General features: G+C 67.2%; 28 protein-coding genes and 1 pseudogene. 16 read left to right on the top strand and 13 right to left on the bottom strand.

The features are described 5' to 3' along the window. Positions 1 to 249: 249 nt before the first annotated feature. The 5 genes and pseudogenes from KF889_19545 to KF889_19525 all read left to right on the top strand — a co-directional run bounded on the left by KF889_19545 (position 250) and on the right by KF889_19525 (position 5297). Positions 250 to 1638, top strand: coding sequence for a toll/interleukin-1 receptor domain-containing protein (locus KF889_19545; protein MBX3501641.1), 1389 nt, complete (start codon positions 250 to 252; stop codon positions 1636 to 1638). Then, positions 1638 to 3188, top strand: a complete 1551-nt coding sequence (locus KF889_19540; protein MBX3501640.1) for a hypothetical protein — start codon at positions 1638 to 1640, stop codon at positions 3186 to 3188. The genes KF889_19545 and KF889_19540 overlap by 1 nt, the downstream gene beginning before the upstream one ends. Before the next feature lie 444 nt (positions 3189 to 3632). After that, entirely contained in the window at positions 3633 to 3788 is a 156-nt protein-coding gene (locus tag KF889_19535) for a hypothetical protein (protein ID MBX3501639.1), read from the top strand. Next, a complete protein-coding gene (locus KF889_19530; GenBank protein ID MBX3501638.1) occupies positions 3748 to 4494 on the top strand; it encodes a hypothetical protein in 747 nt (248 codons plus the stop codon). The genes KF889_19535 and KF889_19530 overlap by 41 nt, the downstream gene beginning before the upstream one ends. Positions 4495 to 4682: 188 nt before the next feature. Further along, positions 4683 to 5297: pseudogene (locus KF889_19525) on the top strand (ABC-F family ATP-binding cassette domain-containing protein). Positions 5298 to 5378: 81 nt separating this feature from the next. Here KF889_19525 and KF889_19520 read toward each other — a convergent pair. Continuing rightward, positions 5379 to 5804 (bottom strand): type II toxin-antitoxin system VapC family toxin, encoded by a 426-nt coding sequence (locus tag KF889_19520; protein ID MBX3501637.1) that lies wholly within the window; start codon positions 5802 to 5804, stop codon positions 5379 to 5381. Continuing rightward, positions 5804 to 6046 carry a type II toxin-antitoxin system prevent-host-death family antitoxin gene (locus KF889_19515; protein ID MBX3501636.1) on the bottom strand — a complete coding sequence of 81 codons (243 nt, stop codon included), beginning with the start codon at positions 6044 to 6046 and terminating at the stop codon, positions 5804 to 5806. The genes KF889_19520 and KF889_19515 overlap by 1 nt, the downstream gene beginning before the upstream one ends. Before the next feature lie 458 nt (positions 6047 to 6504). Between KF889_19515 and KF889_19510 the strand changes: the two genes are divergently transcribed. From KF889_19510 to KF889_19495, 4 genes are all read left to right on the top strand, one after another. Continuing rightward, positions 6505 to 6885 carry a hypothetical protein gene (locus tag KF889_19510; GenBank protein ID MBX3501635.1) on the top strand — a complete coding sequence of 127 codons (381 nt, stop codon included), beginning with the start codon at positions 6505 to 6507 and terminating at the stop codon, positions 6883 to 6885. Continuing rightward, positions 6875 to 7492: a Fic family protein gene (locus KF889_19505; protein ID MBX3501634.1), complete on the top strand. Its 618-nt coding sequence runs from the start codon at positions 6875 to 6877 to the stop codon at positions 7490 to 7492. The genes KF889_19510 and KF889_19505 overlap by 11 nt, the downstream gene beginning before the upstream one ends. A gap of 190 nt (positions 7493 to 7682) precedes the next feature. Further along, positions 7683 to 8003 (top strand): hypothetical protein, encoded by a 321-nt coding sequence (locus KF889_19500; protein MBX3501633.1) that lies wholly within the window; start codon positions 7683 to 7685, stop codon positions 8001 to 8003. Between the two features lie 224 nt (positions 8004 to 8227). Next, positions 8228 to 9403, top strand: a complete 1176-nt coding sequence (locus tag KF889_19495) for a Fic family protein (GenBank protein MBX3501632.1) — start codon at positions 8228 to 8230, stop codon at positions 9401 to 9403. Positions 9404 to 9438: 35 nt separating this feature from the next. Here the strand turns inward: KF889_19495 and KF889_19490 are convergent, their stop codons facing one another. Together KF889_19490 and KF889_19485 are read right to left on the bottom strand one after the other, a co-directional pair. Then, a complete protein-coding gene (locus KF889_19490; protein MBX3501631.1) occupies positions 9439 to 10116 on the bottom strand; it encodes a TrkA family potassium uptake protein in 678 nt (225 codons plus the stop codon). After that, positions 10109 to 11590, bottom strand: a complete 1482-nt coding sequence (locus KF889_19485; GenBank protein ID MBX3501630.1) for a TrkH family potassium uptake protein — start codon at positions 11588 to 11590, stop codon at positions 10109 to 10111. The genes KF889_19490 and KF889_19485 overlap by 8 nt, the downstream gene beginning before the upstream one ends. Between KF889_19485 and KF889_19480 the strand changes: the two genes are divergently transcribed. Further along, complete coding sequence (locus KF889_19480) at positions 11589 to 11981, top strand: GFA family protein (GenBank protein MBX3501629.1); 393 nt, start codon at positions 11589 to 11591, stop codon at positions 11979 to 11981. The genes KF889_19485 and KF889_19480 overlap by 2 nt on opposite strands. Positions 11982 to 12090: 109 nt before the next feature. Here KF889_19480 and KF889_19475 read toward each other — a convergent pair whose 3' ends face one another. From KF889_19475 to KF889_19465, 3 genes are all read right to left on the bottom strand, one after another. Beyond that, a complete protein-coding gene (locus KF889_19475; GenBank protein ID MBX3501628.1) occupies positions 12091 to 12510 on the bottom strand; it encodes a hypothetical protein in 420 nt (139 codons plus the stop codon). A 34-nt stretch (positions 12511 to 12544) separates the two neighbouring features. Beyond that, on the bottom strand, positions 12545 to 12778 hold the full coding sequence (locus tag KF889_19470) for a hypothetical protein (GenBank protein ID MBX3501627.1): 234 nt from the start codon (positions 12776 to 12778) through the stop codon (positions 12545 to 12547). 164 nt (positions 12779 to 12942) lie between these two features. Then, a complete protein-coding gene (locus tag KF889_19465) occupies positions 12943 to 13389 on the bottom strand; it encodes an SRPBCC domain-containing protein (protein ID MBX3501626.1) in 447 nt (148 codons plus the stop codon). Between the two features lie 77 nt (positions 13390 to 13466). Between KF889_19465 and KF889_19460 the strand changes: the two genes are divergently transcribed. The 3 genes from KF889_19460 (at position 13467) to KF889_19450 (ending at position 19789) form a co-directional block, all read left to right on the top strand. Next, on the top strand, positions 13467 to 14564 hold the full coding sequence (locus KF889_19460) for an adenylate/guanylate cyclase domain-containing protein (GenBank protein ID MBX3501625.1): 1098 nt from the start codon (positions 13467 to 13469) through the stop codon (positions 14562 to 14564). 108 nt (positions 14565 to 14672) lie between these two features. Then, complete coding sequence (locus KF889_19455) at positions 14673 to 17135, top strand: DEAD/DEAH box helicase (protein MBX3501624.1); 2463 nt, start codon at positions 14673 to 14675, stop codon at positions 17133 to 17135. A 539-nt stretch (positions 17136 to 17674) separates the two neighbouring features. Beyond that, positions 17675 to 19789 carry a DNA/RNA non-specific endonuclease gene (locus KF889_19450; protein MBX3501623.1) on the top strand — a complete coding sequence of 705 codons (2115 nt, stop codon included), beginning with the start codon at positions 17675 to 17677 and terminating at the stop codon, positions 19787 to 19789. Positions 19790 to 19791: 2 nt separating this feature from the next. Here KF889_19450 and KF889_19445 read toward each other — a convergent pair whose 3' ends face one another. Together KF889_19445 and KF889_19440 are read right to left on the bottom strand one after the other, a co-directional pair. Beyond that, on the bottom strand, positions 19792 to 21009 hold the full coding sequence (locus tag KF889_19445) for a cytochrome P450 (protein MBX3501622.1): 1218 nt from the start codon (positions 21007 to 21009) through the stop codon (positions 19792 to 19794). Positions 21010 to 21225: 216 nt separating this feature from the next. Next, positions 21226 to 21732: an isoprenylcysteine carboxylmethyltransferase family protein gene (locus KF889_19440; protein ID MBX3501621.1), complete on the bottom strand. Its 507-nt coding sequence runs from the start codon at positions 21730 to 21732 to the stop codon at positions 21226 to 21228. An 80-nt stretch (positions 21733 to 21812) separates the two neighbouring features. Between KF889_19440 and KF889_19435 the strand changes: the two genes are divergently transcribed. Continuing rightward, the gene (locus KF889_19435; GenBank protein MBX3501620.1) at positions 21813 to 22286 is read left to right on the top strand and encodes a MarR family transcriptional regulator; all 474 of its coding nucleotides are present in this window, start codon (positions 21813 to 21815) and stop codon (positions 22284 to 22286) included. A 137-nt stretch (positions 22287 to 22423) separates the two neighbouring features. On the opposite strand, the gene KF889_19430 is transcribed toward KF889_19435, so the two are convergent. Both KF889_19430 and KF889_19425 read right to left on the bottom strand, forming a co-directional pair. Continuing rightward, complete coding sequence (locus KF889_19430) at positions 22424 to 22810, bottom strand: type II toxin-antitoxin system VapC family toxin (protein ID MBX3501619.1); 387 nt, start codon at positions 22808 to 22810, stop codon at positions 22424 to 22426. Next, positions 22807 to 23022, bottom strand: coding sequence for a type II toxin-antitoxin system Phd/YefM family antitoxin (locus tag KF889_19425; protein ID MBX3501618.1), 216 nt, complete (start codon positions 23020 to 23022; stop codon positions 22807 to 22809). The genes KF889_19430 and KF889_19425 overlap by 4 nt, the downstream gene beginning before the upstream one ends. 387 nt (positions 23023 to 23409) lie before the next feature. On the opposite strand from KF889_19425, the gene KF889_19420 reads away from it, so the two are divergent. Beyond that, entirely contained in the window at positions 23410 to 24096 is a 687-nt protein-coding gene (locus KF889_19420; protein ID MBX3501617.1) for a hypothetical protein, read from the top strand. Positions 24097 to 24103: 7 nt separating this feature from the next. On the opposite strand, the gene KF889_19415 is transcribed toward KF889_19420, so the two are convergent. Both KF889_19415 and KF889_19410 read right to left on the bottom strand, forming a co-directional pair. Further along, positions 24104 to 24583, bottom strand: a complete 480-nt coding sequence (locus tag KF889_19415) for an SRPBCC family protein (GenBank protein ID MBX3501616.1) — start codon at positions 24581 to 24583, stop codon at positions 24104 to 24106. Beyond that, a complete protein-coding gene (locus KF889_19410; protein ID MBX3501615.1) occupies positions 24583 to 24921 on the bottom strand; it encodes a winged helix-turn-helix transcriptional regulator in 339 nt (112 codons plus the stop codon). The genes KF889_19415 and KF889_19410 overlap by 1 nt, the downstream gene beginning before the upstream one ends. Positions 24922 to 24970: 49 nt before the next feature. Between KF889_19410 and KF889_19405 the strand changes: the two genes are divergently transcribed. Next, positions 24971 to 25381, top strand: coding sequence for a VOC family protein (locus tag KF889_19405; GenBank protein ID MBX3501614.1), 411 nt, complete (start codon positions 24971 to 24973; stop codon positions 25379 to 25381). The last annotated feature ends 69 nt before the right edge of the window (positions 25382 to 25450 follow it).

Here is a 25450-nt window from a genome sequence, read left to right as displayed (position 1 = left end):
GAGTGATGGGAGGAAGCTACAGGGGCCGTATGATGCCTTTCGGGGGTAAGAAGGCTATTCAGGTCTCGCCATTGCCACATCGTGGCCTGAACTCCGATCTACCTTCCGACCTATCGACTTCTACCAACTTGATTGCCTCAGACCGACCTTGGATCGCGCCTCACCACCGCAGCGCGACTTTTCACGAAGGTTGTGCTACTCTTCTGCTTCCCCTCGTACACAAGTCGAAGCAACAAATTCCAACAATGCATGACCGTTTCCGCCAACCCACCCCCTGAACGACGTGTCGTTTTTATTAGTAAGGGCACGCCGAACGACGACCAGTTCGTCCTGTGGCTTGCGCCACGTCTCGAAGCCCACGGCTATGAGGTCTTCGCCGATGTTCTCACGCTGAAGGCAGGCGACCGCTGGCGCAAGGAAATCACGGACACCTTGCAGGACAAGGCCGTGAAGATGCTGCTCTGCTGTTCCGAAGTGACACTCGCGAAGGCGGGAGTGATGGAGGAGATCGGCATTGCCGAGGAGGTCGGCAAGCTGCTGAAGGACACGAACTTCACCATCCCGCTCCGTCTCAGCAAGCACAGGAAGCTATTCGGCGTGGGCGAACTCCAGCGCGTCGATTTCGAGAAGAGCTGGTCGAAAGGCCTCGCCGATCTGCTCGACCAGCTCGCGAAACTCGGCGTGCCGCGCGACGGCACGGCCACCATCAACCCGGCGTGGGACGCACACCGCCGCCGGCATGCTATCCAGCTTGAAAAAATACCCGAACGACTGACATCGAACTGGCTGCGTATCGTTGAAGTACCGGACACCGTCCTGTATTTCCAGCCGACCGGAGCTGCCAATCTCGGCGCGCTTCAGAAGGCCTGCGGCTCGTTCCAATTCCCTGCCGAACCGTTTCTGCGCGGCTTCTTTTCGTTCGCCAACTTTGACGACGTGGCCGTGGGCTTCGAAACCGTTGGCAAGTTTGAAGTCGGGCGCGAAGTGCCGTTCCAGCAGTTCCTTCAGCATGGGATTCCCGATTTCATCGAGCCGCAGGAAGCGTCCAATCTGATTGTCTCGATGCTGCGTCGGGCATGGGAGAACTATTGCCGGGCGAAGGGCCTCGCTCCCTACCAATACTCGGCGGCTACCGGCTTTCACGCCGCCGAAGGTCTCATCTCAACGGGCAAGAAAATACCGTGGGGTCGGCAGGGTGAGCGGCGATCCGCCATGCTGCGCAACAAGGCCCAAGGCAAGATCTGGAATTTCGGCGTCAGCGGCAACCCGGTCATCTATCCCTTCCCGCATTTCCGGCTGAAGGCCCGCGTCCTCTTCGCGGCTGGTAATGGCGATAGCGAAGGCGAGGTCATTGACGACAAGAAGCTCCAGCACCGGCTCCGCCGTAGCATCTGTAAGGGATGGCGCAACAAGCAATGGGTTGGCCGCTTGCTAGCGTTTCTGGAATTGATGTCGGGAGAGGAAGCCGCGATCAAGCTGCCGGTCGGTGGCGACCGGCATGTCAAGCTCGACGCGACCCCCATCCTCTTCACGTCGCCTGTTTCGACAGCCTTGCCAGATATCCTCCAGGACGAGGACGAAGAGCGCGACGCCGACACGCTGGGCGCGACCACACCTGACGATGAGGATGACGCATAATGGAGTTGCCGGAGAAATCTCTGGAGATCCAGCACATCCCCGAACCCTACCTCGAGTTCGGTCATGGGCAGGTGTGCGATCATCCCAAAGACGGCCTCTTTCTTTACGGGCCGCATGAAGGGCAGCCGAAGAGCCAGACAATCTCCGTCGGTGTGATTGGCACTATCGACGGAATTGCGCACTTCAAGACATGGGCCGCCAAAGCGACCGCACTTGTTCCTATTCCGCCGCGCGGCGAGCGTGACAAGGAAAATCGGCTACATCTCTCCGACTTTCCGGGCCTCGAAGAAGCCTTCGGTCTCGTGATCGATCCTCGCGTCGTCGCGCGCGCGATCGACGGCAAGGAACTGGATGAACGCACTCGCACGCTCAATCACCATGAGGCCGTCAGGGCTGCCGTCGATCTCTTCCTCGCCGAAATCGACGCGCATGGCAGAAACGAAGAGCAAAAAATCGACGTTTGGGTGTTGGCCCTGCCGGAAATCGTGTTTGAGCGGTGCAAGCCACAATCGAAGCGCACCGGGCTTGGCCTGACAAAGGGAAGCTTTGGCAAGCAACAGAAAGCGCGCACCGAGCTGCCGCTTCTCGCCGGCGTGCTCGACCAGTCCGAGGAAGGCATCTTCGATGACGTTCCGGATTTCCACCGGCAGGTGAAAGCCAAGCTGCTGAAGGTTGGTATTCCGTCCCAACTCGTCCGCGAGACGACGCTCTCGCCGGATAGCTTTAAGAACAGTGCCGGTTACAACACCCGCCGCCTTCAGGATGCCGCCTCGGTCGCATGGAATCTCGCGACGGGCCTCTATTACAAGACACAGCCGAAGCCGCCGTGGAAGCTCGCGCATGTACGTCCCGGCGTCTGCTACATTGGCTTAGTCTTCAAGCTCATTCCTAATCACCCGCAGCAGCACGCGTGCTGTGCGGCGCAAATGTTTCTCAGCGAGGGTGATGGCGTCGTTTTCCGCGGGGCCAATGGCCCCTACAAAACTTCCGAACACGAATTCCATTTGAAGGGTCCGGAAGCAAAGAATCTCGTCGCCATGGTCCTGAGGACATACATGGAAAAGCACGGTGTGCCGCCCACAGAGCTCTTTATCCATGGGCGAGCTCGGTTCAATGACGAGGAGTGGGATGCCTTCAAGGACGCGGCTCCGGAGGGCACAACTATTGTCGGCGTCCGGATCAGGACCACCGGCGGCGAGGTCAAGCTATTCCGCGACGGCGATTATCCGGTTCTACGCGGCACGGCGATGATTCTGGGCAAGGCAAGCGCATATCTATGGACGAGTGGGTTCTTGCCCCGTCTCGATACCTATATCGGGCCCGAGACGCCCAACCCTCTGCATATCAACATTCAACGAAGCACCGGCGCCATGCCCGAGATCAAAACGGTGCTCTCCGACATCATGGGCCTGACGAAGATTAACTATAACGCCTGCAACTACAGCGACGGATTGCCGGTTACGATCAGGTTTGCCGACAAAGTCGGTGACATTCTCGTCATGGGCTCAGCAAAGGACGCTGACAGGCAGCCGTTCAAATTCTACATCTGAACGAGTGCAGATTCACGCTTTGATCGCGCGACCTCACTCAATTTCGTGCAATCCGCTATCGCGCTGAGTGGCGGGCCGGCGATGAAACCGCCCGTCGCGATGTGCACTGGCTCAAGCAGGGGAACCATCAGCCGCGCGATCAGCGGGAGGACTCTGGGGTGAGGTGGCGGAGAGGGCGTGCTTTTTGTTCAATGATTCCAGGTGTTTGTGGAGCGGCCGGGTTGCGCGCCGCTTTGGAATTTGCATGGCCCTTGATTGATCACGGTTTTGTCCCAAGTAAGGGCAGTCCACTGGCGATGACCTGGCGACCCCGGCGCGACGCTTCGGCGGAGCGACGGTTCGACATAGCCTGCTGCGTAGCACCACGTAGCAAGTTACCTGTCTCGGTTGACGGCTCCATATTAATGGGTCGCTGGTAGCCGGTGGAGAACAGTGGAGGCGCCTATGAGCAAGAAGATTGCCCGTACGGCGCGCCTTGTTCGCGATGTAGCGCTGGTGCTGCTGCCCGTTTTGCGGGTGGTTGACCTGGTGATTAGCATCGTGAACAAGGCCGCCAACTATGATCGAGAATTACACTCACAAGTACATTTCGCGCGGTAAGTGGGTCTTCGTTCCAAACGAGCGCTGCAAGCGCAAGGCGCACCGCATCCTCGAACACCTTAAGAGCGTCGAACTTCCACCCTACTTCTTTCACTACGCGCCGGGCGGCCATGTGGCGGCGCTGCACCAGCACATCGAGAACCGCTACTTCTTCAAGATCGATATCAAGAGCTTCTACTATTCGATCGCTCGTGAGCGAGTGCATCGTGCGTTGCGGCGATGGCGCATGCAGGGCGCTCAGACGCACGCGAAGTGGTCTTGCGTCCGCAATCCCATCATCGGCGCAAAGCCGCAGTTCGTGCTCCCGATCGGATTCGTGCAGTCGCCGCTTCTCGCGAGCCTGGTGCTGATGCAATCGCCTGTGACGCCTACTATCGATCGCGTCATGGAACGCGGTGTTACCATGTCGGTGTACCTCGACGATATCGTCGGATCCCACAACGAAAAGTCGCTGCTCACGGAAGCGTTTGATGAGATCCGTGATGCCTGTATCCGGAGCGAGTTTACGCCGAATGCTGCAAAGCTCACACCGCCGAGCGAAGCGATCGTGGCGTTCAACTGCGATCTGACGCAGGGCAAAGCGTTCGTGACAGAAGCGCGCATCAAACAGTTTTACGAGGAGGACCCTGACCGCTCCTCGCTGTCGATACAGTCGTTCCGTGGGTACTGTAGTCGCGTTGCGGAGGCGAACGTCGCGGCCGAATAAAGAACTCCCGCGAACCGGGGCTTTACGCCGTTCTCCTTCATGCGATCGCCGAAACACTGCGGTAGGCGGCGTCACTGACGAGCGCGCCCGAGCGGGCACGATCGAATGGGCGTGAGGGAAATGGTAGTTGCAACATCTTGAGTTACGTGTGACTTGCGCGGCCGCGTCTTCCAGTCAGCACGGACCTCATGATTCGCCTCGACAACATCAGCAAGCAGAACGGCTATCAGATCCTGATCATCGACGCCTCGATGGGCATCCAGAAGGGGGAGAAGGCGGGGCTTGTCGGGCCCAATGGCGCCGGCAAGACGACGCTGTTCCGCATCATCGCCGGCGAGGAGGAGTCCGACGACGGCCAGGTGACGATCGATCCCGGCATGACCATCGGCTACTTCAGCCAGGACGTCGGCGAGATGTCGGGCAAGAGCGCGGTGGCGGCGGTGATGGACGGCGTCGGGCCGGTGAGCGCGCTGGCGATCGAGATGGCCCGGCTCGAGGTCGCGATGGTCGATCCGGCCCAAGCCCCCGACATGGCCGGCGACATGGACGCCCTCGTCGAGCGCTATGGCGAGGTGCAGGCGCGTTTCGAGGAGCTCGATGGCTACGCGCTGGAGGCCCGGGCGCGCGAGGTGCTGGCGGGCCTGAGCTTCAGCCAGGAGCGCATGGACGGCGACGTCGGCCTGCTGTCCGGCGGCTGGAAGATGCGCGTGGCGCTCGCGCGCATCCTGCTGATGCGCCCCGACGGCATGCTGCTCGACGAGCCGAGCAACCATCTCGACCTCGAAAGCCTGATCTGGCTGGAGGACTCGCTCACGACCCACGACATCGCCAGCAAGCCGCCAGGGGCGATCGAGTGGGAGCAGGCGGGCCGCGGCGCGCCTGGTTTACGCCAGCAACTGCGTCGGTACACCCAGTACCGGACCGGCCTCGGCAAGCTTCTGGTCGAGCGTATAAACCGTCGCGCCGTGCTCGGCGGCGATGGCGAGGTGCAGAGCGTCCCCGGCGCGCAGTCCAAGCGCATGCTGGTCGGCGAACTTCGCCGCCACCCGGAACTGCGCGCCTGTCACGGCGAGCACGGTGAAACTCTCGACGACCAGCTTGTTGAACATGGCGAGCGCGGCTGCGCGCTGCTCGACGCCGATCTGTCCGGTCCGCAATTTGATCGCCAAAGCCGAGGACATCTCGGTGACGGTCCAGTCGCTGATCACAAGGCGCGTCGGCTCCTGCTTCCCCAGCCAGGCCTGAACGAGCGGCGTGGCCGCTTCGTTCGAGAGCGCCGCGACGATCAGCGACGTGTCGAGATAGAACATCAGTAGCGATCGTCGTCCCGCATCGATCGGACGAGTTCCGCGGCGCTCTGGCGTTGCCGCGGCATGGTCGCCGTCAGGGCCTGGAGCAGGGTGGCGTCGATCGGCTGACGCGGCCTGGCGACTGATGTGAGCCGCGCGACCGGCTTGCCGCGCCGGGTTATGTCGATCGAGTCCCCGGCTTCGACCCGGGCCACCAACTCGCTCAGATGCGCCTTGGCATCCGCCAGCGTGATCGCGCTCATGTTTCGCCCCTGACCATCTAGATGGTCATGTAGTGCATCCGGCCCGTGAATTCCAGTGCCAAGCGCTTCCGTGGCACGCGTGGCGTAGGACGTGCGCCGCCGCGCTTTCAAGTCGGTCCCGACCTCATGCTTCGTCTCGACAGCATCGGCGAGAGCCTGCGCGTTCCGATTGCCTCGTCCGATTTGCCACGGAACGCGCAGGCGCAAATGCGATCATAGCTGCATCGGAGCCCTCTATACGACGCCGCTAGCGGCGGAAATCGCATCCGCCGGGGCTGCATCCGGGCCACCAGGGCGGATTTCGCGCCGTGTGATGTGAGGCCTGAGCGGCGGCCTCGATTCGTCAGTGGGAGCAGGGGCAATGTGGGAGGACAATGACGTCATTTTAGAATTATGATGGCATATATGACGTCATTATTCGATATTGACATCAGGCATCGGATACCTACATTGCGATCATGGCGAGGAAGGCTTCCACATTCCGGATCGATCCGCCCCTCCAAGCGGCGCTGGAGAACCTCAGCCGCGTGTTGCGGCGTCCCATGAACCAGCTCGTCAACGAGGCCCTGCAAGACTACCTCGATCGGCGCAGCAGCGCCGCGGAGCGCGACCTTGAACGCACCCTGGCGAGCCTTCGCGCCTATCGCAGGCGCGATCCGCATTTCAAGGATGCCATCGCTGCCGCCGTGGACGCGGAAGCCACCCTGGGCAGGGACGATCCGGCCGAAGGCAAGGTCGTCATGGGCAAGCTGGTCGGTGGGAAGCTGATCGAGGCGCCGGTGGCCGAAGGCGTCAATCCGCTGCGAGCGGAACTGCGCCGCCTGTTGAATGCCTCCTGACTGGGACGACGACAGTCCCGAGCTGCGCGCGACTCTCACGAGGCTCCTGGAGTCGGTCGAAGAAGATGCGCGACGACGGGTAAAGCCCACCGTCGAGGCGGCGCGACGCTGGCAGTCCGACATGATGCGCGGCCTCGCGGTCGAGCCCAAGTATGTTGGCGCATTCCGCGGGGAACCCGGCCTCGAATGGGTACAGGTCCGCGTCGGAGACATCTACGGTGTGGCCTCGGACGACGTCTCGAGTGCGCTCCACGACTTTGAACGGCGCCTGCAGTCGGCCGTGGCGCTTTTCGACGATGTGATTGCGCCGGGCGCCGAGCCCAACGATGATCAGGTCGGCGCGATCATCGAGCTGTGCGCATGGGCGCACGCCGAGTGGGTGCGCATCCATCCCTTTGCCAACGGCAACGGCCGCACCGCCCGGCTCTGGGCCAACAGCCTGGCGATGCGCTATGGCTTGCCGCCTTTCGTGCGTCTGCGGCCCAGGCCCGATGGCAGCTACGGTATTGTCAGCCGAAAGGCCATGCTGGGGGATTGGCAGCCCACGGTGGCGCTGTTTGGCGAGTTGCTCGCCGACGTCCTCGAAGAGTCCGATCCCGACGTCTAGGGCACGTTCCGATCGTATCGAGTCCGACCTGGCATCCCCAGCGCAGCGAGGGATGACAGACGGTTCTGGTTGAAGCGCAAGATCATCGGCACCCGGCCGGCGGCTTTCGCCGTCGTGCCGTCGCCATTGCCTGCTACTCTTCCATCGAGCCGGTGCTCTCCCGGCCGGGTGCAAGCGAGAGGGTAGTCCCATGCGCGATCTGGCGTGGTCTGCTGCGGAGAAGAAGGTCGCACGCCGCGCCTATGACCATGCCCTGGAGTCGGCCCTCGCGGCGCTCCTGGCGGAGTTCAAGGCGAAGGCCGCCGCGGTCGCGGCACCACAGGACATGTGGGCCCTCGAAGGCTACCTGCGCGAACGGCGCCAGCACATCGACGACCTCTTCGACTATCGCTACTCGCAGCTCATCCTTGTCTTCGCCCGTCTCATCCGTGAAGGCCATCTCGACGAGGCGCGGCTCAACGGCCTGTCCGAGGAGAAGCGTGAAATGATCCGCCGTATTCTGGCGCTATGAGGCGGCCTCGCCCTTGGGCGAGACCCCCGCCAGCGCATCGCCGAGGGAGCGTGTCACGCGCAGCCTGAGCGGCTCCGCCGCACCTTTCCCATCGGTGAAGATCTCGCGGCCTGCATCCGCCGTCAGGAACGATTCCTTGACTAAGGATCGACCTTAGTAAAGACTTCGTTCCCAGCGTCGGCTGCAGGGAACACGCTCGTGCCTTATCCCGGCCGCGCGGACCGATGACGAAGCGAATCACCGGACGATACGAAAGCGTGACCGTCGCCGGCGAGAAGGTCGCGGCTTTCGTTCCCTTCGATCTGCCGCCCGCGCGCCCGGCGCTTGCCGTCGCGGGAAACCTCGAGCATCGCCTGCGCGAAGCCGGGCAGGCGCTCGTCCGCCTCGACCTGGCGGGCGAGATGGTGCCGTCGCTCGACTGGTTCATCTACGCCTTCGTGCGCAAGGAGGCGGTGATCTCCTCGCAGATCGAGGGCACGCAGGCGTCGCTCGTCGATCTTCTTGCCTTCGAGGCCGGGGAGCGGCCCGCGCCCGACGCCGACATCGAGGAGGTCACCAACTACCTCGACGCGCTCGCCTATGCGCGCCGTCAGCTGGCGGCGGAGCGCGGCCTGCCGCTGTCGATGCGGCTGCTCAACGAGGCGCACCGCCGGCTGATGCGCGGCGTGCGCGGCTCCGGCAAGCGGCCCGGCGAGGTGCGCCGCAGCCAGAACTGGATCGGCGGCAGCCGGCCGGGCAACGCCGCCTTCGTTCCCGCGCCGCCCGACAGGCTGCCGCGGCTGCTCGGCGAATTCGAGCGATACATCCACGCCGACGACAAGCTGCCGAAGCTCGTGCGGACGGGTCTGCTGCACGCGCAGTTCGAGACCGTCCATCCCTACCTCGACGGCAACGGCCGGATCGGGCGGTTGCTGATCGCCCTGCTGCTGGAGCACTGGGGGCTGCTGAAGGCCCCGCTCCTCTATCTCAGCCTTTTCTTCAAGCGCCACCGCCAGGAATACTACCGCCGCCTCGACCTCGTGCGGCTGGAAGGCGACTGGGAGGGCTGGACCGACTTCTTCCTCGACGGGGTCGCCACGATCGCCGACGAGGCCGTCGCATCGGCGCGCGAGCTGTTCACGCTCGTCGGCGCGGACCGGACGCGGCTGCTGGCGGCGCAGTCCGCCTCCGTCTCGGCGCTGCGACTGCTCGAGCGGCTGCCGCGCCATCCGATCGTGACAGTCGGCTCGGCGATGAAGCTGATCGACGCGAGCAAGCCGACGGCGATCCGGGCGATCGCCGCGCTGAGCGAATCCGGCATCCTCGTCGAAACCACGGGGCGCAAACGCGACCGCAGCTTCGCCTATCGCGCCTACATGGACCGTCTGCGGGCCGGGACGGAGCTGGCAGGTCGTGGCTGAGCGCGGCGATGGGGGCGGAAAGCCCTGCGCCGCGACTACTCGATCCCGGCGGCGAAGCGCTCGACCAGGTTGACCTCGCCCAGCACGATCAGCAGGTCGTCGTGCTGCACGACGGTGTCGGCCTGCGCGTAGGTGAAGACTTCGCCCAGGCGCTTGATGCCGACGATCGTCACGCCGTCGCGCTGGCGCACCTGGGCCTGCTCGAGCGTCTGGCCGACCAGCCGCGCGGGCGCGCGCGTCTTGACCATGGCGAAGTCGTTGTCGAGCTCGACGTAGTCCATCATCTTGCCGGTGAGGATATGGGCGACCATCTGGCCCATCCGCGCCTCGGGGTAGACGACGTTCTGCACCCCGATGCTCTTGAGGATCTTGCCGTGCCGCTCGTTGGTCGCCTTGGCCCAGATCGAGGGGATGCCGGCCTCGATCAGGGCGAGCGCCGTGAGGATGCTGGCCTCCATGTCGCTGCCGATGGCGATGACCGCGGTCTTGAAGTCGCTGATGCCGAGCTGGCGCAGCGCCTCCGGGCTGGTGGTGTCGGCCTGCAGCACGTGGGTCAGCCGATCGGCTGTCTCCTGCACGCGCTGCAGGTTCTCGTCGACGCCGAGCACCTCGTGGCCCATGCGGATGAGCGAGGACGCGACGGATGTGCCGAAGCGACCCAGGCCGATGACGAGGATGGTTTCGGCGCGCTTCTTGGCGGAACGCTTAGCCAACAATGGGCCGCTCCTCGGGATAGCGGATGGCGGTCGGGCCGCTGCCCATGGCCAGCGCCGTTGCGATCGTGATGGTGCCGACGCGTCCGACGAACATCAGGACAATCAAGACCAGTTCGCCCGCCGGGGGAAGCTGATTCGTGATGCCCGTGGAAAGCCCGACGGTGGCGAAGGCCGAGATGGTCTCGAACAGCACCACCGTCAGCTTGTGCTCGGTGACCGACAGCAGGACCATGGTGCCGATGCCGACCAGGGCGATGGAGATCAGCGCGATGGTCAGCGCCTGCCTTTCGATCGAGGTGCCGATGCGGCGGCCGAACAGATGGGCATCGCGCTGCCCGCGCACCTCGGACCAGACGACGATGCCGAGCAGGAAGAAGGTCGTGACCTTGATGCCGCCGGCGGTGCCGGCGCTGCCGCCGCCGACGAACATCAGCACATAGGTGAAGGCCAGCGTCTCCTCGCGAAAGGCGCCGATGTCCAGGGTGTTGAAGCCCGTGGTGCGGGTGGTGACCGACTGGAAGGCGCTGTTGAGCAGCTTGTCGCCCAGCGCCATGGCGCCCAGCGTCTTGGGATTGGCCCATTCCGCCGCCAGCACGGCAAGGATGCCGGCGACGAGGAGAATGCCGGTGCCGCCCACGGTGATCTTGGTGTGCAGGCTCCACGGGCCGGTCCGCCTGGACCGGTTGAGCGTCTCGTGGATGACGGGAAAGCCGAGCGAGCTGACCACGATCGCCAGCATGATCGGCACCAGGAACAGCCAGTCCTTCTGGAAGCCCATGAGGCTGTCGGAGAAGGTCGAGAAGCCGGCGTTGTTGAACGCCGATACGGCCTGAAAAATCCCGTGCCAGATGGCCGCCGGCCAATCCAGCCCATGAAAGAAATGCAGCCGCAAGGTCAGCACCGACGCGAGGAGGCCTTCGACCACGACCGTCACCAGCAGGATCAGCCGCAGGACGCTGCGCGAACTGGCGGCATCGAAATGGCTGCGCTCGACCTGGGTGCGCAGCTTGTCGCTCAGCCGGAAACCGCGCCCGACGAGCAATCCCAGCAACGTCGCGGTCGCCATGATGCCGAAGCCGCCGATCTGGAACAGGACCAGGATCACGGCCTGACCGAAGGTGGACCAGTAGACCGGCGTATCCTCGACGATCAGCCCGGTGACGCACACGGCCGACGTCGACGTGAACAGCGCCGTCAGGAACGGCGCATGACCCGGACCCTCGCGCGCGATCGGCAGCATCAGCAGCAACGTTCCCGCGGCGATTGCCAGGAGAAAGACGGCGGGCACCAGCCTTACCGGATGAGTAAGCTTGCGAAGCAACGCTATCCCGTTCCCGCTCAGCCACGAGCCATTGGAGAGTCGCGCGCGAATGCGTCGGCGAATTGGTGCGCACTCTATAGCCGACGCGGCAATCGGCGACCATAGACTTTGGCCATGGATGGCCGCTTGAATTTCGAGGAGACGCAGCATGGATCGATTCACCGGCGGTTGCCTGTGCGGCAAGGTCCGCTTCGTGGCGTCGGGTCGTCCCTACCGGGTCGGCCTTTGTCACTGCCTCGACTGCCGCAAGCATCACGGCGCGCTGTTCCACGGCTCCGCCGTGTTCGCGCAGGACGCCGTGACCATCGAGGGCGAGACGCGCGACTACGCCGGGCGGTTCTTCTGTCCCCGCTGCGGCTCGCCGGTCTTCGGACGCTGGGCGGACGAGATCGGCGTGAACCTGGGCGCGCTGGACGCGCCCGACCAGCTGACGCCGACCTACGAGCTGTGGACCATCCGTCGCGAGTCCTGGCTGCCGCCGTTTCCGCTGGCGCGACGCTACGAGCGCGATCGCGACGCCTCGGGTCGCTTCGAGCAGTAGGTCGTCTTTTGGTTTGGTGGTTGCCTTCGGGCCGCGCCGCTCCAGCGGCGCTCATGATGCGTCGCTGGAGCGACGCGGCCCGAACGCCTTGAAGCAGGACGCCGGCGCCTCACTCGTTGGCCGACTTCAGCGCCTCGCGCACCTTGCGCAGTGCGTGGTCGAAGGCCTGGCGCGAGTGCGCCAGCGCCTCGCCCAGCGCCGCCGATGACCGGCGGCCGGCCTCGCGCAGTTTGTCCATCTGCGCGTCGGCCGCTTCGGCGACCTCCTTGACCTCGTGCAGCGCCTCCTCGAGCTGGGCGCGGCGGATGGCGATGGCGTCGGCGGCCTCGCTCTTCAGCTCGTCGCGCAACGCACGCAGATCGTCGCGCCGTCGCTTCAGGCCGGCGATGGCGTGATCGGCCTCGGCCTTGAGCCCGGCCTCGAGCTGGCCGGCCTCGGTCTCCAGCGATGCCAGCGCCGCCTCGATCTCCGCCAGCCGGCGCTCGGCCCATTGCCTGAAGGAATGCGTGGGGTTGTCCTGTCCGCTCATCCTGCGCTCCCTCGCGTCGCCCGCGCGGCGTCGTTCAGTGCGGCCTGCCCAGGGCGGCGGCGAAGGGCAGGCTGAAGACCGGCTCATCATCCTCGTCGAGCACATGCATCGTCCAGTCGCGCCAATCCTCCAGGGTCGGCTCGGCGATCAGCACGCGCACCAGGCGCCTGGCGTGGAGATCGGCCTCGGCGAGATTGCGCAGCTCGGCGCCCGTGGGATCGACCCAGGTGTCCTGGGCGTTGCTGCAGTGGAAGTAGAGGCGGGTCATGGCGGCGTCTCCGTGCAGGCATCGATGCCGCATGGTCCGCCGCGCGTCGACGGCGCGCCATTCCGGTGTGCCCCTAAGGGGAATCCCGGAGGCGATGGGTGCCTGGACCTTTCCAACGGGCGACGTGAACGCGCGTTGCCGCGCCGCGACCGGGTCACGCAGCATCAGGGCTCGGGCCGACGATCGACTCCGGGATCCAGGCCCGCCGCCGCCAGGGTCAGCCGCGCCAGGTAGTGTGCCCAGCCTGCATTGTGCCCGTCGCATTGCGCCTGGCTGGGCAGGCCGGTGTGGGTCATGCGCAGCAGCGTGCCGCCGTCGCGGTCGATCAGGTCGATCTCGACCAGGCTCGAGCCCGGCGGCACCTGCTCGCTGCCCTCCCAGCCGAAGCTGTAGGCCAGGCGGTGCACCGGCACGACCTCGCGAAAGGCGCCGCGCGCGGCGCGCCCGGCGATGCCCTTGAGCAGATAAAGACCGCCCTGATGCGGCTCCATCTCGGCCTCGCTGCCCATCCAGCGGATGATCTTGTCCGGGTCGGTCAGGAAGGCGAAGACGCTGGCGGGCGGGGCGGCGATCTGCGTCTCGCGGCGGACGACCAGGGGTTCGGCTGTCATCGGTGCCTCCTCATCGGCGCACCATAACGCCGCTTGCCACCTGCGCCGCGAGTAACATCGGTGGCATGATTGCCGGCATGCAGCTTTCCGCGACGCTCGCCTGGCTCGTCGACTCAGCAAGCGATGTGCCGGGCGCCGACCATCTGCTCGCCGGGCTCGGCGCGCGTCTGCGGGCCGATGGCCTGCCGCTCGCCGGCGGCGCGCTGACGCTGGCCGTGCCGCATCCGTTGATCGCGCGGCGCACCTGGTTGTGGCGTGCCGACGGCGACGCGGTGATCGAGGCCCTGGGCTTCGCCGGCCTCGGCCTGACCCAGCCGACACCGGCGGGCGATGCCGGCCGGGGCTGGCTCGCCTCGCTGGCCTCGGGCCCGGTGCATCTGGACAGTATCGGCATGCGGCCGGACGCTCCGTCGCTCGCCTGGATCGGCCCGCGCGCCTTCACCACGCGGGAGGCCGAGGTGCTGGGCCAGGCGGCGCGCTTTGCCGCCGCGCCGCTTTCCACGCTCGCGGCGCGCGCCACCCTGGCGGCGGCGCTCGAGGCCTATCTCGGCCGGCGCAGCGCGGCGCGCGTGCTGGCCTCGCCGCTCAGCCGTGCGGTGGGCGAGACCATCCAGGCCGCGTTGCTCTATGCCGATCTGCGTGGCTTCACCGAGCTGTCGCAGAACCATCCGCCCGACGCGGTGATCGCCGCGCTCGACGCCTGGTTCGACCGCATCGCCGGTCCCGTGCACGCCTTCGGCGGCGAGGTGCTGAAGTTCATCGGCGATGGCGTGCTGGCGATCTTCCCGGTTGCCGGCGCGCTCTCGCGCGCCGCCGCCTGCGACGCCGCGTTGCGCGCGGTGGCTGCCTCGAGCCTCGGCATGGCCCATCTCGACAAGGCGCGCGCGGAGCAGGGGCTGCCGCCGCTGCCGTTCGGTGCGGCGCTGCATGTCGGCGAGATCTACTGGGGCAATATCGGCGCCGCCGACCGGCTGGACTTCACCGCCATCGGCCCGGCGGTGAATCTCGTCAGCCGGCTCGAGGGCCTGTGCCGGCCGCTCGGCCGCAGCATCCTGGTCTCGGGCGCGCTCGCCGCCGAGAGCGGTGCTGCGCTGCTGCCGCTGGGCACCCACGTCCTGCGCGGCATCGCCGAGCCCTGCGCGGTGTTCACGGTTGCGCAGGAGGTGGCGGGCTGATCCACATCGCCGGCTGTGGATGAACGATCGGTCCGCTACAAAGAGGGGCGCTGCGCCGATACGATGCGCGGCCAACGAGAACACCCCCTCCGAATGGAACACGCGTCGATGACATCCCCCCGCCGTGCCCCGCGCAGCCCGTCCCGCAAGCCCAAGGAAGCCAGGCTGTCGCGCACCCGCGCGCCGGAAGGGCTGTCGGCGCTGGAGTGGCAGCGCGGCCTGCGCCGCCAGTTCGGCCGCGAGCAGGCCTTCGGCCTGGAGAACATCGGCGCCGAGCCGTTCTTCTCGGAGTTCCGCGTCACCAACCCGGCCTCGAAGTCGAGCTACCGCGTGGCGATCCGCGGGCCCGGACCGGGCGGCAATTTCTGCTCCTGCCCGGACTACGCCACCGGCGAGCTCGGCACCTGCAAGCACATCGAGTTCACGCTGGCCAAGCTGGAGCGCAAGCGCGGCGCCAAGGCGGCCTTCGCGCGCGGCTACCGTCCGGCCTTCTCTGAGATCTACCTGCGCAACGAGGGCCAGCGCCGCGTCCATTTCCGTGCCGGCACCGACTGTCCGGCGCCGCTGCGCGAAGCCGCCGCCCGCCTGTTCGACGCGTCGCGCGACTTCATGCTGCCGGAGGATCGCTTCGCGGGGCTGGAGCGCTTCCGCGCGCTGGCGTCGGATTGCGGCCACGAGCTGCGCGTCTACGACGATGCGCTCGATTTCATCGCCGGCCGGCGCGACGCGGTGCGGCGCGCGGCGGCGCTCGAGCGGTTGTTCCCGAAAGGCGCCGCCGATCCCAAGCTGCGCGCGTTCCTGAAGGCGCCGCTGCATGCCTACCAGGCCGAGGGGGCGCTGTTCGCGGTGCGCGCCGGCCGGGCGCTGATCGGCGACGACATGGGCCTGGGCAAGACGATCCAGGCGATCGCCGCCATGGAGATCCTGGCGCGCCATTTCGGCGTCGCCCGCGTGCTGGTGATCTGCCCGACCTCGCTGAAGTATCAGTGGCAGAGCGAGATCGCGCGCTTCACCGGACGCGACGGCAAGCGCGCGGCGCGCGTCGTCGGCGGCGGCCGGGCGCAGCGGCAGAAGGACTACGCGGCCGAGGATTTCTGCAAGATCGCCAATTACGAGACCTTGCAGGCCGACCTCGAGCTGATCGCCGCCTGGGCGCCCGAGCTGGTGATCGTCGACGAGGCGCAGCGCGTCAAGAACTGGAACACCATCGCCGCGCGCGCGCTCAAGCGCATCGACAGCGCCTACGCCATCGTGCTCACCGGCACGCCGCTGGAGAACCGGATCGAGGAGCTGATCTCCATCGTGCAGTTCGTCGACCAGCATCGGCTGGGGCCGACCTGGAAGCTGCTGCACGAGCACCAGGTCAAGGACGAGGCCGGACGGGTCACCGGCTATACCGGGCTGGAGAAGATCGGCCGCACGCTCGAGCCGGTGATGATCCGCCGGCGCAAGTCCGAGGTGCTGCGCCAGCTGCCCGGCCGCAGCGACCAGACGCTGCTGGTGCCGATGACCGAGATGCAGATGGCGCACCATCGCGAGAACGCCGACGTCGTGGCGCGCATCGTGCAGCGCTGGCGGCGCACCGGCTTCCTCTCCGACCAGGACCAGCGGCGCATGACCTGCGCCCTGCAGAACATGCGCATGTCCTGCGTCAGCACCTACCTGCTCGACCAGGAGAGCGACCATGGCGTGAAGGCCGACGAGCTGGCGGCGCTGCTCGACGAGCTGCTGGCCGAGCCCGACTCCAGGGCTGTGGTGTTCTCGCAATGGACGCGCACGCAGGACATCGTCGTCCGCCGCCTCGAAGCGCGCGGGCTGGGCCATGTCGCCTTCCACGGCGGCGTGCCGTCGGACAAGCGGCCGGCGCTGGTCCAGCGTTTCCGCGAGGATCCCGCGTGCCGCGTCTTCCTGTCGACCGACGCCGGCAGCACCGGGCTGAACCTGCAGCACGCCTCGACCCTCGTGAACATGGACCTGCCGTGGAACCCCGCGGTGCTCGAGCAGCGCATCGCGCGCATCCATCGCATGGGCCAGGCGAAGCCGGTGCGGATCGTCAACTTCGTCGCCAAGGGCACGATCGAGGAGGGCATGCTGTCGGTGCTGGCCTTCAAGCGCTCGCTGTCGGCCGGCATCCTCGACGGCGCCGGCGGCGAGATCTCGCTCGGCGGCTCGCGGCTGAACCGCTTCATGAAGGAAGTGGAGAGCGTCACCGGCGGCATCGGCGAGGCCCAGCCCATGACGCCGGCCGAGGAGGCGGGGGTTGCCGCCGCCACCGCGGCCAACGACGATGTGGCGCCGGCACCGCAGCAGGTCGTGAGTCCGCCGGTCGAGCCCGAGTCGCGCGCCGCCGTCACCGATCCGTGGCAGGCGCTGGCGCAGATCGGCGGGCAATTCGTCGCCGCCCTGGCCGCCGCCGGCGACGGCGGGGTCGCGGCGCATCCCTGGATCGAGCGCGATCCGTCGAGCGGCGCGCGCAACCTCAGGATCCCGCTGCCGCCCCCGGAAACCGCGCGGCAGATCGCCAGCGCGCTCTCGGCGCTCGCCGACAGCCTGCGCGGCGGCCGCACCTGACGCGCGGCGCGTTGCCTCGTCCGGTGCCGCGAACCAGCCGGCAGCGGGCCATCGCATATGGCCGGTTTGACTTGGTCTTACCTTCCCCCGGAGGGGGAAGGTGCCCGAAGGGCGGAAGGGGGATGTCGAAGGCGGACATCGATTTCGTTGAGGCATCCCCCTTCCGTCGCGCTGCGCGCGCCACCTTCCCCCTCCGGGGGAAGGTAGCTCCGAGACCATATGCGATGGCCTTGGTTCGGCAGCGGGGCCTGTGGTCCATCGGGCGGCCTGATTCGCAGGGCATTGCGCGAGTGGCTCGACAGGAAGGCACTCGGCGATCCCGGCTGGCCTTTGCTGATCCTCGAGTGGCAGGGAGCCGCCGACACGCCTCGCTTCGAGTCCTACCGCGACGAACTGTTGCCGCCGCATGAGGACGCGCTGGCGTAAAGCACCCATCCGACACGATATGATCGCTCGCGGGTAGGATCGCCATCTGGCATTCGTCATGGTTGTGACGCATGCTGCGGGTACCGTTCGAGCGGCTCAAGGGGGAGACGTCGATGAAGGCCCGGGATCTCAAGACGATCGTCGATCGCACGACCCGCGACATCGCCGCGCGGCTGGCGGACATGCGCAGGGCGGTCGACGACAAGAAGCCGACCCAGATCAACGACCCCGAGCGCATGATGCTGCGCACGGTCAAGCTCGCGGAGTCGGTGCTGCGGCCCTCGAAGTCGGAGCAGGAACGCATCATCGGCACCAACGATCTCGTCGACATGAACTACTTCGAGCGCGGTCTGCTGGCGGCGCGATCGGTCTGCCGCGTGATCCTGCGCAACGAGGCCGGCCGGCAGATCGGCGTCGCCAGCGGCTTCATGGTCTCGCCGCGTCTCATGCTGACCAACCACCACGTCTTCCCGACCGACGGCGACGCGCGGCTGGCGCTGGCGCAGTTCGACTACGTGCTGGACATCAACGGCATCGAGCGGCGCGGCCCGTCCTTCCGCGTGCGGCCCGACCTCTACTATTACGCCGAGCAGGCGCTCGACTTCGCCTTGGTCGCGGTCGACAGCCAGGCCGAAGGCGGCAGCGATGGCGCCACGCTGGAGAGCTTCCGCTACCTGCGGCTCGACCCCGGCCTGGGCAAGATCAACCAGGGCGAGTTCATCTCGATCGTCCAGCATCCCTCGGGGCTGCCCAAGCAGGTCGCCATGCGCGAGAACCAGCTGCTGCGCATCGAGACGGACTTCCTGGTCTATCGCTCGGACACCGCGCAGGGCTCCTCCGGCTCGCCGCTGTTCAACGACACCTGGCAGGTGGTCGGCCTGCACAGCGCCGGGGTGCCCAACAAGAACAGCAAGGGCCAGTGGCTCACCCGCACCGGCGCCGTCGCCGACGACGACACGGAGGACGGCGACATCGACTGGGTCGGCAACCGCGGCGCGCGCGCCAGCCGCATCGTCGCCGCCTGGCATCGCGCGCCCGCCGGGCCGCTGCGCGACGAGCTGCTGGCGATCACCGCGGGCGAGAACAAGCCCGAACCGGGTCCCGACCCGCTGCCCGAGATCTTCGATCAGCGCGCGCCGTCGCGCATCTCGGCGCTGCGCGTCTACGCCGTCGCCGGTGGCGCGCGCATCGACCTGCCGCTGGGCTTCAGCGCGGATGTCGAGCCCGCCGGCGGCCGCACGTCGGCAGCGAAGACGGCGGCGGCGCCGGCTCCGCTGCCCGCCGCCGGTGCCGTCGCCGTCGAGGCCTACAAGGCGCCGGTGGTCGACACCAAGTACGCCAACCGCAAGGGCTACGAGACGAAGTTTCTCAGCAAGGCCATCGCGCTGCCGGGCGTGACCAAAAAGTCGCTGGCGGCGCCGATGGACAACGGCGAGATCGCCATTCCCTACGAGCACTTCTCCATCGTGATGCACAAGCAGCGGCGGCTGGCGCTGTTCACGGCCTGCAACGTCGATGCCCGCGAGACGGCGCGCCGGCCCGATCCGACCAAGGCCTATACGCGCGCGGCGCTCGGCGGGCTGTCGAAGAACGACGTCGAGATGTGGGTGCACGAGCCGCGCATCGCCGACGAGCATCAGCTTCCCGACGCCTTCTTCAAGAACGACCGCAAGTCCTTCGACAAGGGCCACGTCGTGCGCCGCGACGACGTGGTATGGGGCAAGAGCTACGCCCAGGTCCGCCGCGCCAACGGCGACAGCTTCCACGTGACCAATTGCTCGCCGCAGGTCGCCGCGTTCAACCAGTCCTCGAAGGGCGGCGACTGGGGCCTGCTCGAGAACATGATCCTGCGCCAGGCCAAGGGCGAGAAGGTGGTGATCTTCGCCGGGCCGGTGCTCGACGACGCCAAGGACAAGCCGTTCAAGGGCGAGGACGAGAACGGCGGCGAGCTCATCGTGCAGATCCCGTCGCGCTACTGGAAGATCGTCGTCGCCGACGGCGAGGACGGGCTGGAAGCCTATGGCTTCGTGCTCAAGCAGGACCTCAAATCCGTTGTCTGGGAGTTCGACGTCGAGGCCGACTGGGTCGAGGAGCTGAAGCCGCTGGCCGACATCCAGAAGGCCGCCGGCCTGGTGAAGTTTCCCAAGGTCGTGATGGACGCCGACATGTTCGGCCGCATCGAGGTCGCGGAGTCGCTGAGGAGCCAGGAGATCCAGCGCCGGCGCTGAGCTCAGGCGGCGAGCCGCACCGGCAATCGCGCCAGCGCGCGGATGCCGACGCGGCGGTGCCAGACGATCTCGGCCCGCTCGTCGAGCCTGATGTCGGGAAAGCGCGCGAGGATGCGCTCGAAGGCGATCGCCGCCTCGGCGCGGGCGAGCTGCAGGCCGAGGCAGAAATGCACCCCGGTGCCGAAGGCGAGGTGCGGATTGGGCTGGCGCGCGATGTCGAAGCGCCGCGGCTCGGCGAAGCGCGCGGGATCGCCATTGGCCGCGGCCAGGAAGGCCGTGAACATCTCGCCGCGGCGGAACGGCAGGCCCTGCCAGTCCATGTCGCGCACGGCGAAGCGCGGCTTGGTCATCTGCACCGGCGAGACGAAGCGCAGGCATTCCTCGACGCAGCCTGCCATCAGGCCCGGCTCGTCGCGCAGCCTTCGGCGCTGCTCGTCGTGCGTCAGCAGCGCGTGCAGTCCGCCGGCGATCAGGTGCGTCGTGGTCTCCTGCCCGGCGCCGAACAGCAGGAAGATCATCGACACCAGCTCGTCCTCGCTCAGCCGCTGGCCGTCGGCCTCGGCGTCGCGCAGGGCGGCGATCAGGCCGTCGGGCAGCGCGCCGCCGCCCGGCCGCGCGATGCGGCGCAGATCGCGCACGACGCGCAGCACGCCGGGGATGGCGCGGATCACCGCCCAGATGTCGGCGGTGTCCTTCAGCCCGCCCAGCCAGTTGCGGAAGCGCGCCTGGTCGCGCTCGGGCAGGCCGAGCATGGCGCAGATCACCGACAGCGGCAGGTCGCGGCAGAACTCGGCCATCAGGTCGGCCTCGGCCCGACCCTCGAGCCGGTCGAGCAGGCCATCGGCGATGCGCGCGATCATCGGCCTCATGGCCTCGATGCTGTGGCGCTGGAATGCGGTGTCGACCAGGCTGCGCAGGCGGCGGTGCTCGGGATCGTCGTGGCCCAGCATGTTCATCGCCAGCAGGCCGATGGTGCGCGGCAGCACGGCGAGGATGCGCGCCTGCGTGCGGCTGCCGGCATTGGCCGGATCGCGCGCGAAGGCGGCGTGGTCCTTCAGCAGCGCGGTGCAGGCCTCGTGCGTGGTGGCGAGCCAGGCATTGCCGATGATCGGCACCTTCAGGCGCACGACGGCGCCCGCGGCGCGCATGCGCTCGGTGGTCGGGAAGGGATCGGCGTGGAAGGCCGGCGACAGGATGTCGAACGCGCGCGCCTGCGCCATGGCTTGCTCCTGCTCCCGGCCCGACCGGGACGGCGCCCCTGCACGTGGCGTCGAAGCGCCGGTTGTCAAGCTCTCACTCCCTCTCCCCGCGAGCGGGGAGAGGGTCGGGGTGAGGGGCTCATTCAAGTTGCGCACGGACAGCGGTGCGTCACCTGCTTCAACCCCTCACCCCAACCCTCTCCCCGCAAGCGGGGAGAGGGGGCGGAAGTCCGCGCGCTACAGCCAGCGGCCGACGCGCGCGCGATAGTCGCGCCAGGCCTGGCCGAAGCGGCGCTCGAGATAGGCCTCCTCGCGGGCGATGACGCCCAGCTGCATGGTGATCGCCAGCGGCACGGTCAGCATCACGATCCACGGGCTGCGAACCATCAGCCCGATGCCGACATAGACCAGGAACATGCCGAGATAGATCGGGTTGCGGCTGAAGCCGTGGATGCCCGACGTCACCAGCACCCGCGTTGGCCGCGTGCCCTGCACCGGCGTCGCGGCGCGCGCGAAGTTGCGGATGCCGGCGGCGAAGATCGCGACGCCGGCCGCGATCAGGCACAAGGCGTTGGCGGCGCTCGCCCAGTGCAGCCAGCCGTCGCGCCCGATCGGGAAGGGCAGGCGCAGCAGGTGATCCAGCCCGAAACCCAGCAGCAGCGCGGCGAGAAACAGCAGCGGCGGCCGCACGATGGCGCCGGCGGTCTGATCGTCGCCGGGGTTCGCAACGGTGATGGCGTTCATGCGTGTCCTCCCGATGACTGGCAACCATGATGTCGAACGTGGAAGTTGACAACCAGGGTGTCAATGGCAAAGAGGTGGGCATGGCAACCACACGGGACAAGGCCCGCAAGGGCGGCGGCAAGGCCGAGGCGGTCACCGAGCTGATGCTCGAGGTGGCGCAGTGCTTCTTCAAGATCCGGGCGCTGGGCCAGAAGACCGGGCTGATCACCAGCTGGGGCGGCGGCGCCTTCGGCTTCATGCGCAGCCTGGCGCTGCTCGGCCCGCTGACCGTGCCGCAGATCGCCGAGATGCGGCCCACCAGCCGACAGCGCATGCAGCGCCTGGCCGACGAGCTGGCCGCCCAGGGCCTGGTGCGCTTCGTCGACAATCCGAAGCACCGCCGCTCGAAGCTGGTGCGGCTCACCGCCAGGGGAGAGGCGCAGTACCGCGCGCAGAGCGCCCGGCTGCTGGCGATCGCCTCGAGCCTGGGCGCGGCGCTCGGCGAGTCGGACATCCACAAGGCGACCGCCATCGTGCGGCGCCTGAGCGAGGAGGTGAAGGCGCGCTTCGCCTGAGCGGCAAATTGACTCTGTCATCCCGAGCGCGGCGAGGGATCCAGGCAGCCCCTGGAAACGACAATGCGGAATCACGCGTCTTTGGGGACGCCGGCGCTCCCAGGAAGACGGCTGAGTTCGTTTTGACGCTTGATGCTCTACACCTGTCGCACCCGGCCCGATTGCCGGGCCACCGCCGGGTCCATGGTCACCAGCATCAGGCCCTCGGCGGCGGCCTGGGCCAGCAGCATGCGGTCGAAGGGGTCCTTCAGGGTCGGCGGCAGGTCGCCGGCCGCCGCGGCGTGCTCGCTGGTGATCGCCAGCTCCTGCCAGCCATGGGCGATCAGCTCGCGCCGCAGGCGGCGCGGCTCGACCCGCAGGTCGGCGCGGCCCGCCGCCTGCCGGACCGCCACCTCCCACAGGCTGGCGGCGCTGAACCACAGCTCGTTGGCGGTGTCGTCGAGCAGGCGGCGGGCGGCGGGGGAGAGCTTCTGCGGCTCGCCCGCCGCGCGCAGCAGGAGGTGGGTGTCGACCAGCAGCTTCATGCCCCACCCATGCGGTCGAAATCGTCGGGCACGGCGATCTCGCCGGCGAGGAAGCCCAGCCGGCGCCGGCCGCCGGTGTCGTCGGCGCTCAGCGGCACGACCTTGACCAGCGGCTTGCCGGCCCGCGCGATGATGAAGGGGGCGCCGTTGGCGGCCTGCTCGACCAGCCGCGAGAGCTGCGACTTGGCGTCGTGCATGTTGACGATACGCATGGTGAACGTCTCGGGCTTAGTCCAGTCAGCTTAGTCCATAGTAACATCAATATTTTCAATGGCAATGCGACTTTTCCCTGAGGGTCACCGAATCGCGCCGATTCGGCCCCTCGGAGCGCCGTTGAGATCCCTTTCCCCGGAGGGGGAAGGTGGCGCGCAGCGCCGGAAGGGGAATGTCGAAGACGGACACCGGATTCGTTGAGGCATCCCCCTTCCGCCCTTCGGGCACCTTCCCCCTCCGCGGGAAGGGAAATTCGACAGCGTAAGCGGGCGGGAAGATCCTTGTCCGTCAGCGCTCTACGGCGAATCTCGACACGCGTAGGGGTGGAAATAGGAGTCCGTGGCTTCCGGGGTTACACCGGCTGCAGTCACCACTGGAGTCCGCCTATGGCCCGCGACCGTGTTCTTTGCTCCGATTTCTGGACCCGCGAGGACGTCATCAAGTGTTCGCCGATGGCCCGCCTGCTGCTGCTGGGTCTGGGCAATTTCGCCGACGATCACGGCGTGCAGCCGCTGCGCCCGTGCAGCATCCGCCTGCGGGTGTTTCCCGGCGATTCGATCGACGATGCCGCCCTGCGCGCGCTGATCGAGGAGCTGCTGGCGAAAGGGCTGCTGCGGCGCTACGAGGCCGAGGGCTGCGAGTACATCGCCATCGTCGACTGGCACCGGCATCACCGCGTCGGCAAGCGCGCGCGGCGGCGCTATCCGCGCGATCCGTCTTTGCCGCCCGAGCCGGTGGCCGAGGTGGCGCCCGCACCGACGCCGCCGCCGGCCCCGCCGCCCGTCGAGCAGCCCTCGGTGCCGCCCGAGCTGTCGCGCTGGCGCAAATCGGTCGGCCGCGCGCTGCGCCACTTCCTGCCCCATGGCGGCCCACCGGCCGACACCGAGGTGTGGATCGAGCGCTGGATCGCCGATGGCTGCGATCTGCGCTGCGATGTGCTGCCGGCGATCAGCGTCGCCTGCCGGCCCTCGCCCGATCACGAAGGCCCGCCCGGCCTGGCCGCCGTCGGCGCCTATGCCGAGGCCAATCGCGTGCGGCGCCTGGCGGTCGCCCATGCCAGCCTGGTGGCGTAGCGCCGCCTCAATGCGACAGCGTCTTGGCCAGCGCCACGAGCTGATCGAGCGCCGCGCTCCAGCCGCTGTGGAAGCCCATCTCCTCGTGCTGCTTGCGCGTCTCGTCGTTGCCGTGGATCGCGGTGGCGATGTAGCGGGTGCCGGCGCCATCGGGCGCGATTTCGACGACGGCACTGAAGAACGGCTTGCCGGAAGGGCGGAAGCCTTCGAGCAGCGTGTCGGTGAAGACCAGGCGGCTGATCGGCACAACCTCCAGCACGCAGCCGAAATTCGGGAACTCCTCTCCCTCGGGCGAGAGCATCACGCTGTTGAAGCGGCCGCCGGGGTGCAGCTCGATGTCGACCGACTTGGTGCGCCACGGCGCCGGCGTGAACCACTTCACGATGTGCTCGGGCATCGTCCAGCAGGCCCACACCAGCTCGGGCTTGACGTCGATCACGCGCTCGAGGCGCAGGTCGAGCTTCGGGTCGATCTTGAACACGCTCATCACTCGCTCTCCTGTTGCGATGCCTTCAGCTTCATCAGATACGCGTCGAGCTGGTCGAGCCGCTGCTCCCAGACGCGGCGCTGCGTCGCGAGCCAGTCCTCGGCCTGGCGCAGCCGGCCGGGTGCCAATCGGTACGTGCGCACGCGACCGGTCTTGGTCGATGACACCAGGCCGCAGCCCTCCAGCACCTTGAGGTGCTCGAGGAAGGAGGGCAGGGCCATCCGGAAGGGCCGCGCCAGCTCGCTGACCGAGGCCGGGCGCTGGCAGAGCGCCTCGACCACGCGGCGGCGGGTGGGATCGGCCAGGGCACGAAAGACGTCGTCCATGAGCCTTGACATAGGCCCGCACAATACTTAGGTCAATACCTAACTGTTAGAGGAGCACAGCATGGCGCGCATGATCTTCGTCAACCTGCCGGTGAAGGACCTTCCGAAGTCGATGGCCTTCTACAAGGCGCTGGGCTTCGTCAACAACCCGCACTTCACCGACGAGACGGCGGCCTGCATGGTGATCGAGGAGGGCAGCATCCACGTCATGCTGCTCACGCACGCCAAGTGGGCCACCTTCACCCAGCGGCCGATCCCGACGGCAGGCTCGAGCGAGGTGATGATCGCGCTGTCGTGCGACAGCCGCGCCGCCGTCGACGCGATGAACGATGCGGCCACGGCGCATGGCGGCACCGCCGACATCAACCCGAAGCAGGATCTCGGCTTCATGTACAACCGCAGCTTCGCCGATCCCGACGGCCATGTCTGGGAACCGATGTGGATGGACCCGGCGGCGATCCCCAAGGGCTAGATCGAGCCACGCTGTCATCCCGAGCACCGCGCGGGATCCATGCGGCCATCCTGGATCCCTCGCGGAGCT

Source organism: Alphaproteobacteria bacterium (assembly GCA_019635875.1).
GTDB lineage: Bacteria > Pseudomonadota > Alphaproteobacteria > Reyranellales > Reyranellaceae > JAFAZJ01.
This window is presented reverse-complemented; position numbering and strand designations above follow the sequence as displayed.

Excerpts from the sequence above, each read along its gene's own strand:
- KF889_19520 (MBX3501637.1), bottom strand. The coding sequence starts at position 5,804 with ATGTTCTATCTCGACACGTCGCTGATCGTCGCGGCGCTCTCGAACGAA.
- KF889_19465 (MBX3501626.1), bottom strand. The coding sequence starts at position 13,389 with ATGACAGCCGAACCCCTGGTCGTCCGCCGCGAGACGCAGATCGCCGCC.
- KF889_19460 (MBX3501625.1), top strand. The coding sequence starts at position 13,467 with ATGCAGCTTTCCGCGACGCTCGCCTGGCTCGTCGACTCAGCAAGCGAT.
- KF889_19445 (MBX3501622.1), bottom strand. The coding sequence starts at position 21,009 with ATGGCGCAGGCGCGCGCGTTCGACATCCTGTCGCCGGCCTTCCACGCC.
- KF889_19435 (MBX3501620.1), top strand. The coding sequence starts at position 21,813 with ATGGCAACCACACGGGACAAGGCCCGCAAGGGCGGCGGCAAGGCCGAG.
- KF889_19430 (MBX3501619.1), bottom strand. The coding sequence starts at position 22,810 with ATGAAGCTGCTGGTCGACACCCACCTCCTGCTGCGCGCGGCGGGCGAG.
- KF889_19475 (MBX3501628.1), bottom strand. The coding sequence starts at position 12,510 with ATGAGCGGACAGGACAACCCCACGCATTCCTTCAGGCAATGGGCCGAG.
- KF889_19505 (MBX3501634.1), top strand. The coding sequence starts at position 6,875 with ATGCCTCCTGACTGGGACGACGACAGTCCCGAGCTGCGCGCGACTCTC.
- KF889_19450 (MBX3501623.1), top strand. The coding sequence starts at position 17,675 with ATGAAGGCCCGGGATCTCAAGACGATCGTCGATCGCACGACCCGCGAC.
- KF889_19535 (MBX3501639.1), top strand. The coding sequence starts at position 3,633 with ATGAGCAAGAAGATTGCCCGTACGGCGCGCCTTGTTCGCGATGTAGCG.
- KF889_19495 (MBX3501632.1), top strand. The coding sequence starts at position 8,228 with ATGACGAAGCGAATCACCGGACGATACGAAAGCGTGACCGTCGCCGGC.
- KF889_19510 (MBX3501635.1), top strand. The coding sequence starts at position 6,505 with ATGGCGAGGAAGGCTTCCACATTCCGGATCGATCCGCCCCTCCAAGCG.
- KF889_19410 (MBX3501615.1), bottom strand. The coding sequence starts at position 24,921 with ATGTCAAGGCTCATGGACGACGTCTTTCGTGCCCTGGCCGATCCCACC.
- KF889_19530 (MBX3501638.1), top strand. The coding sequence starts at position 3,748 with ATGATCGAGAATTACACTCACAAGTACATTTCGCGCGGTAAGTGGGTC.
- KF889_19515 (MBX3501636.1), bottom strand. The coding sequence starts at position 6,046 with ATGAGCGCGATCACGCTGGCGGATGCCAAGGCGCATCTGAGCGAGTTG.
- KF889_19440 (MBX3501621.1), bottom strand. The coding sequence starts at position 21,732 with ATGAACGCCATCACCGTTGCGAACCCCGGCGACGATCAGACCGCCGGC.
- KF889_19405 (MBX3501614.1), top strand. The coding sequence starts at position 24,971 with ATGGCGCGCATGATCTTCGTCAACCTGCCGGTGAAGGACCTTCCGAAG.
- KF889_19480 (MBX3501629.1), top strand. The coding sequence starts at position 11,589 with ATGGATCGATTCACCGGCGGTTGCCTGTGCGGCAAGGTCCGCTTCGTG.
- KF889_19500 (MBX3501633.1), top strand. The coding sequence starts at position 7,683 with ATGCGCGATCTGGCGTGGTCTGCTGCGGAGAAGAAGGTCGCACGCCGC.
- KF889_19425 (MBX3501618.1), bottom strand. The coding sequence starts at position 23,022 with ATGCGTATCGTCAACATGCACGACGCCAAGTCGCAGCTCTCGCGGCTG.
- KF889_19420 (MBX3501617.1), top strand. The coding sequence starts at position 23,410 with ATGGCCCGCGACCGTGTTCTTTGCTCCGATTTCTGGACCCGCGAGGAC.
- KF889_19545 (MBX3501641.1), top strand. The coding sequence starts at position 250 with ATGACCGTTTCCGCCAACCCACCCCCTGAACGACGTGTCGTTTTTATT.
- KF889_19540 (MBX3501640.1), top strand. The coding sequence starts at position 1,638 with ATGGAGTTGCCGGAGAAATCTCTGGAGATCCAGCACATCCCCGAACCC.
- KF889_19455 (MBX3501624.1), top strand. The coding sequence starts at position 14,673 with ATGACATCCCCCCGCCGTGCCCCGCGCAGCCCGTCCCGCAAGCCCAAG.
- KF889_19415 (MBX3501616.1), bottom strand. The coding sequence starts at position 24,583 with ATGAGCGTGTTCAAGATCGACCCGAAGCTCGACCTGCGCCTCGAGCGC.
- KF889_19470 (MBX3501627.1), bottom strand. The coding sequence starts at position 12,778 with ATGACCCGCCTCTACTTCCACTGCAGCAACGCCCAGGACACCTGGGTC.
- KF889_19485 (MBX3501630.1), bottom strand. The coding sequence starts at position 11,590 with ATGCTGCGTCTCCTCGAAATTCAAGCGGCCATCCATGGCCAAAGTCTA.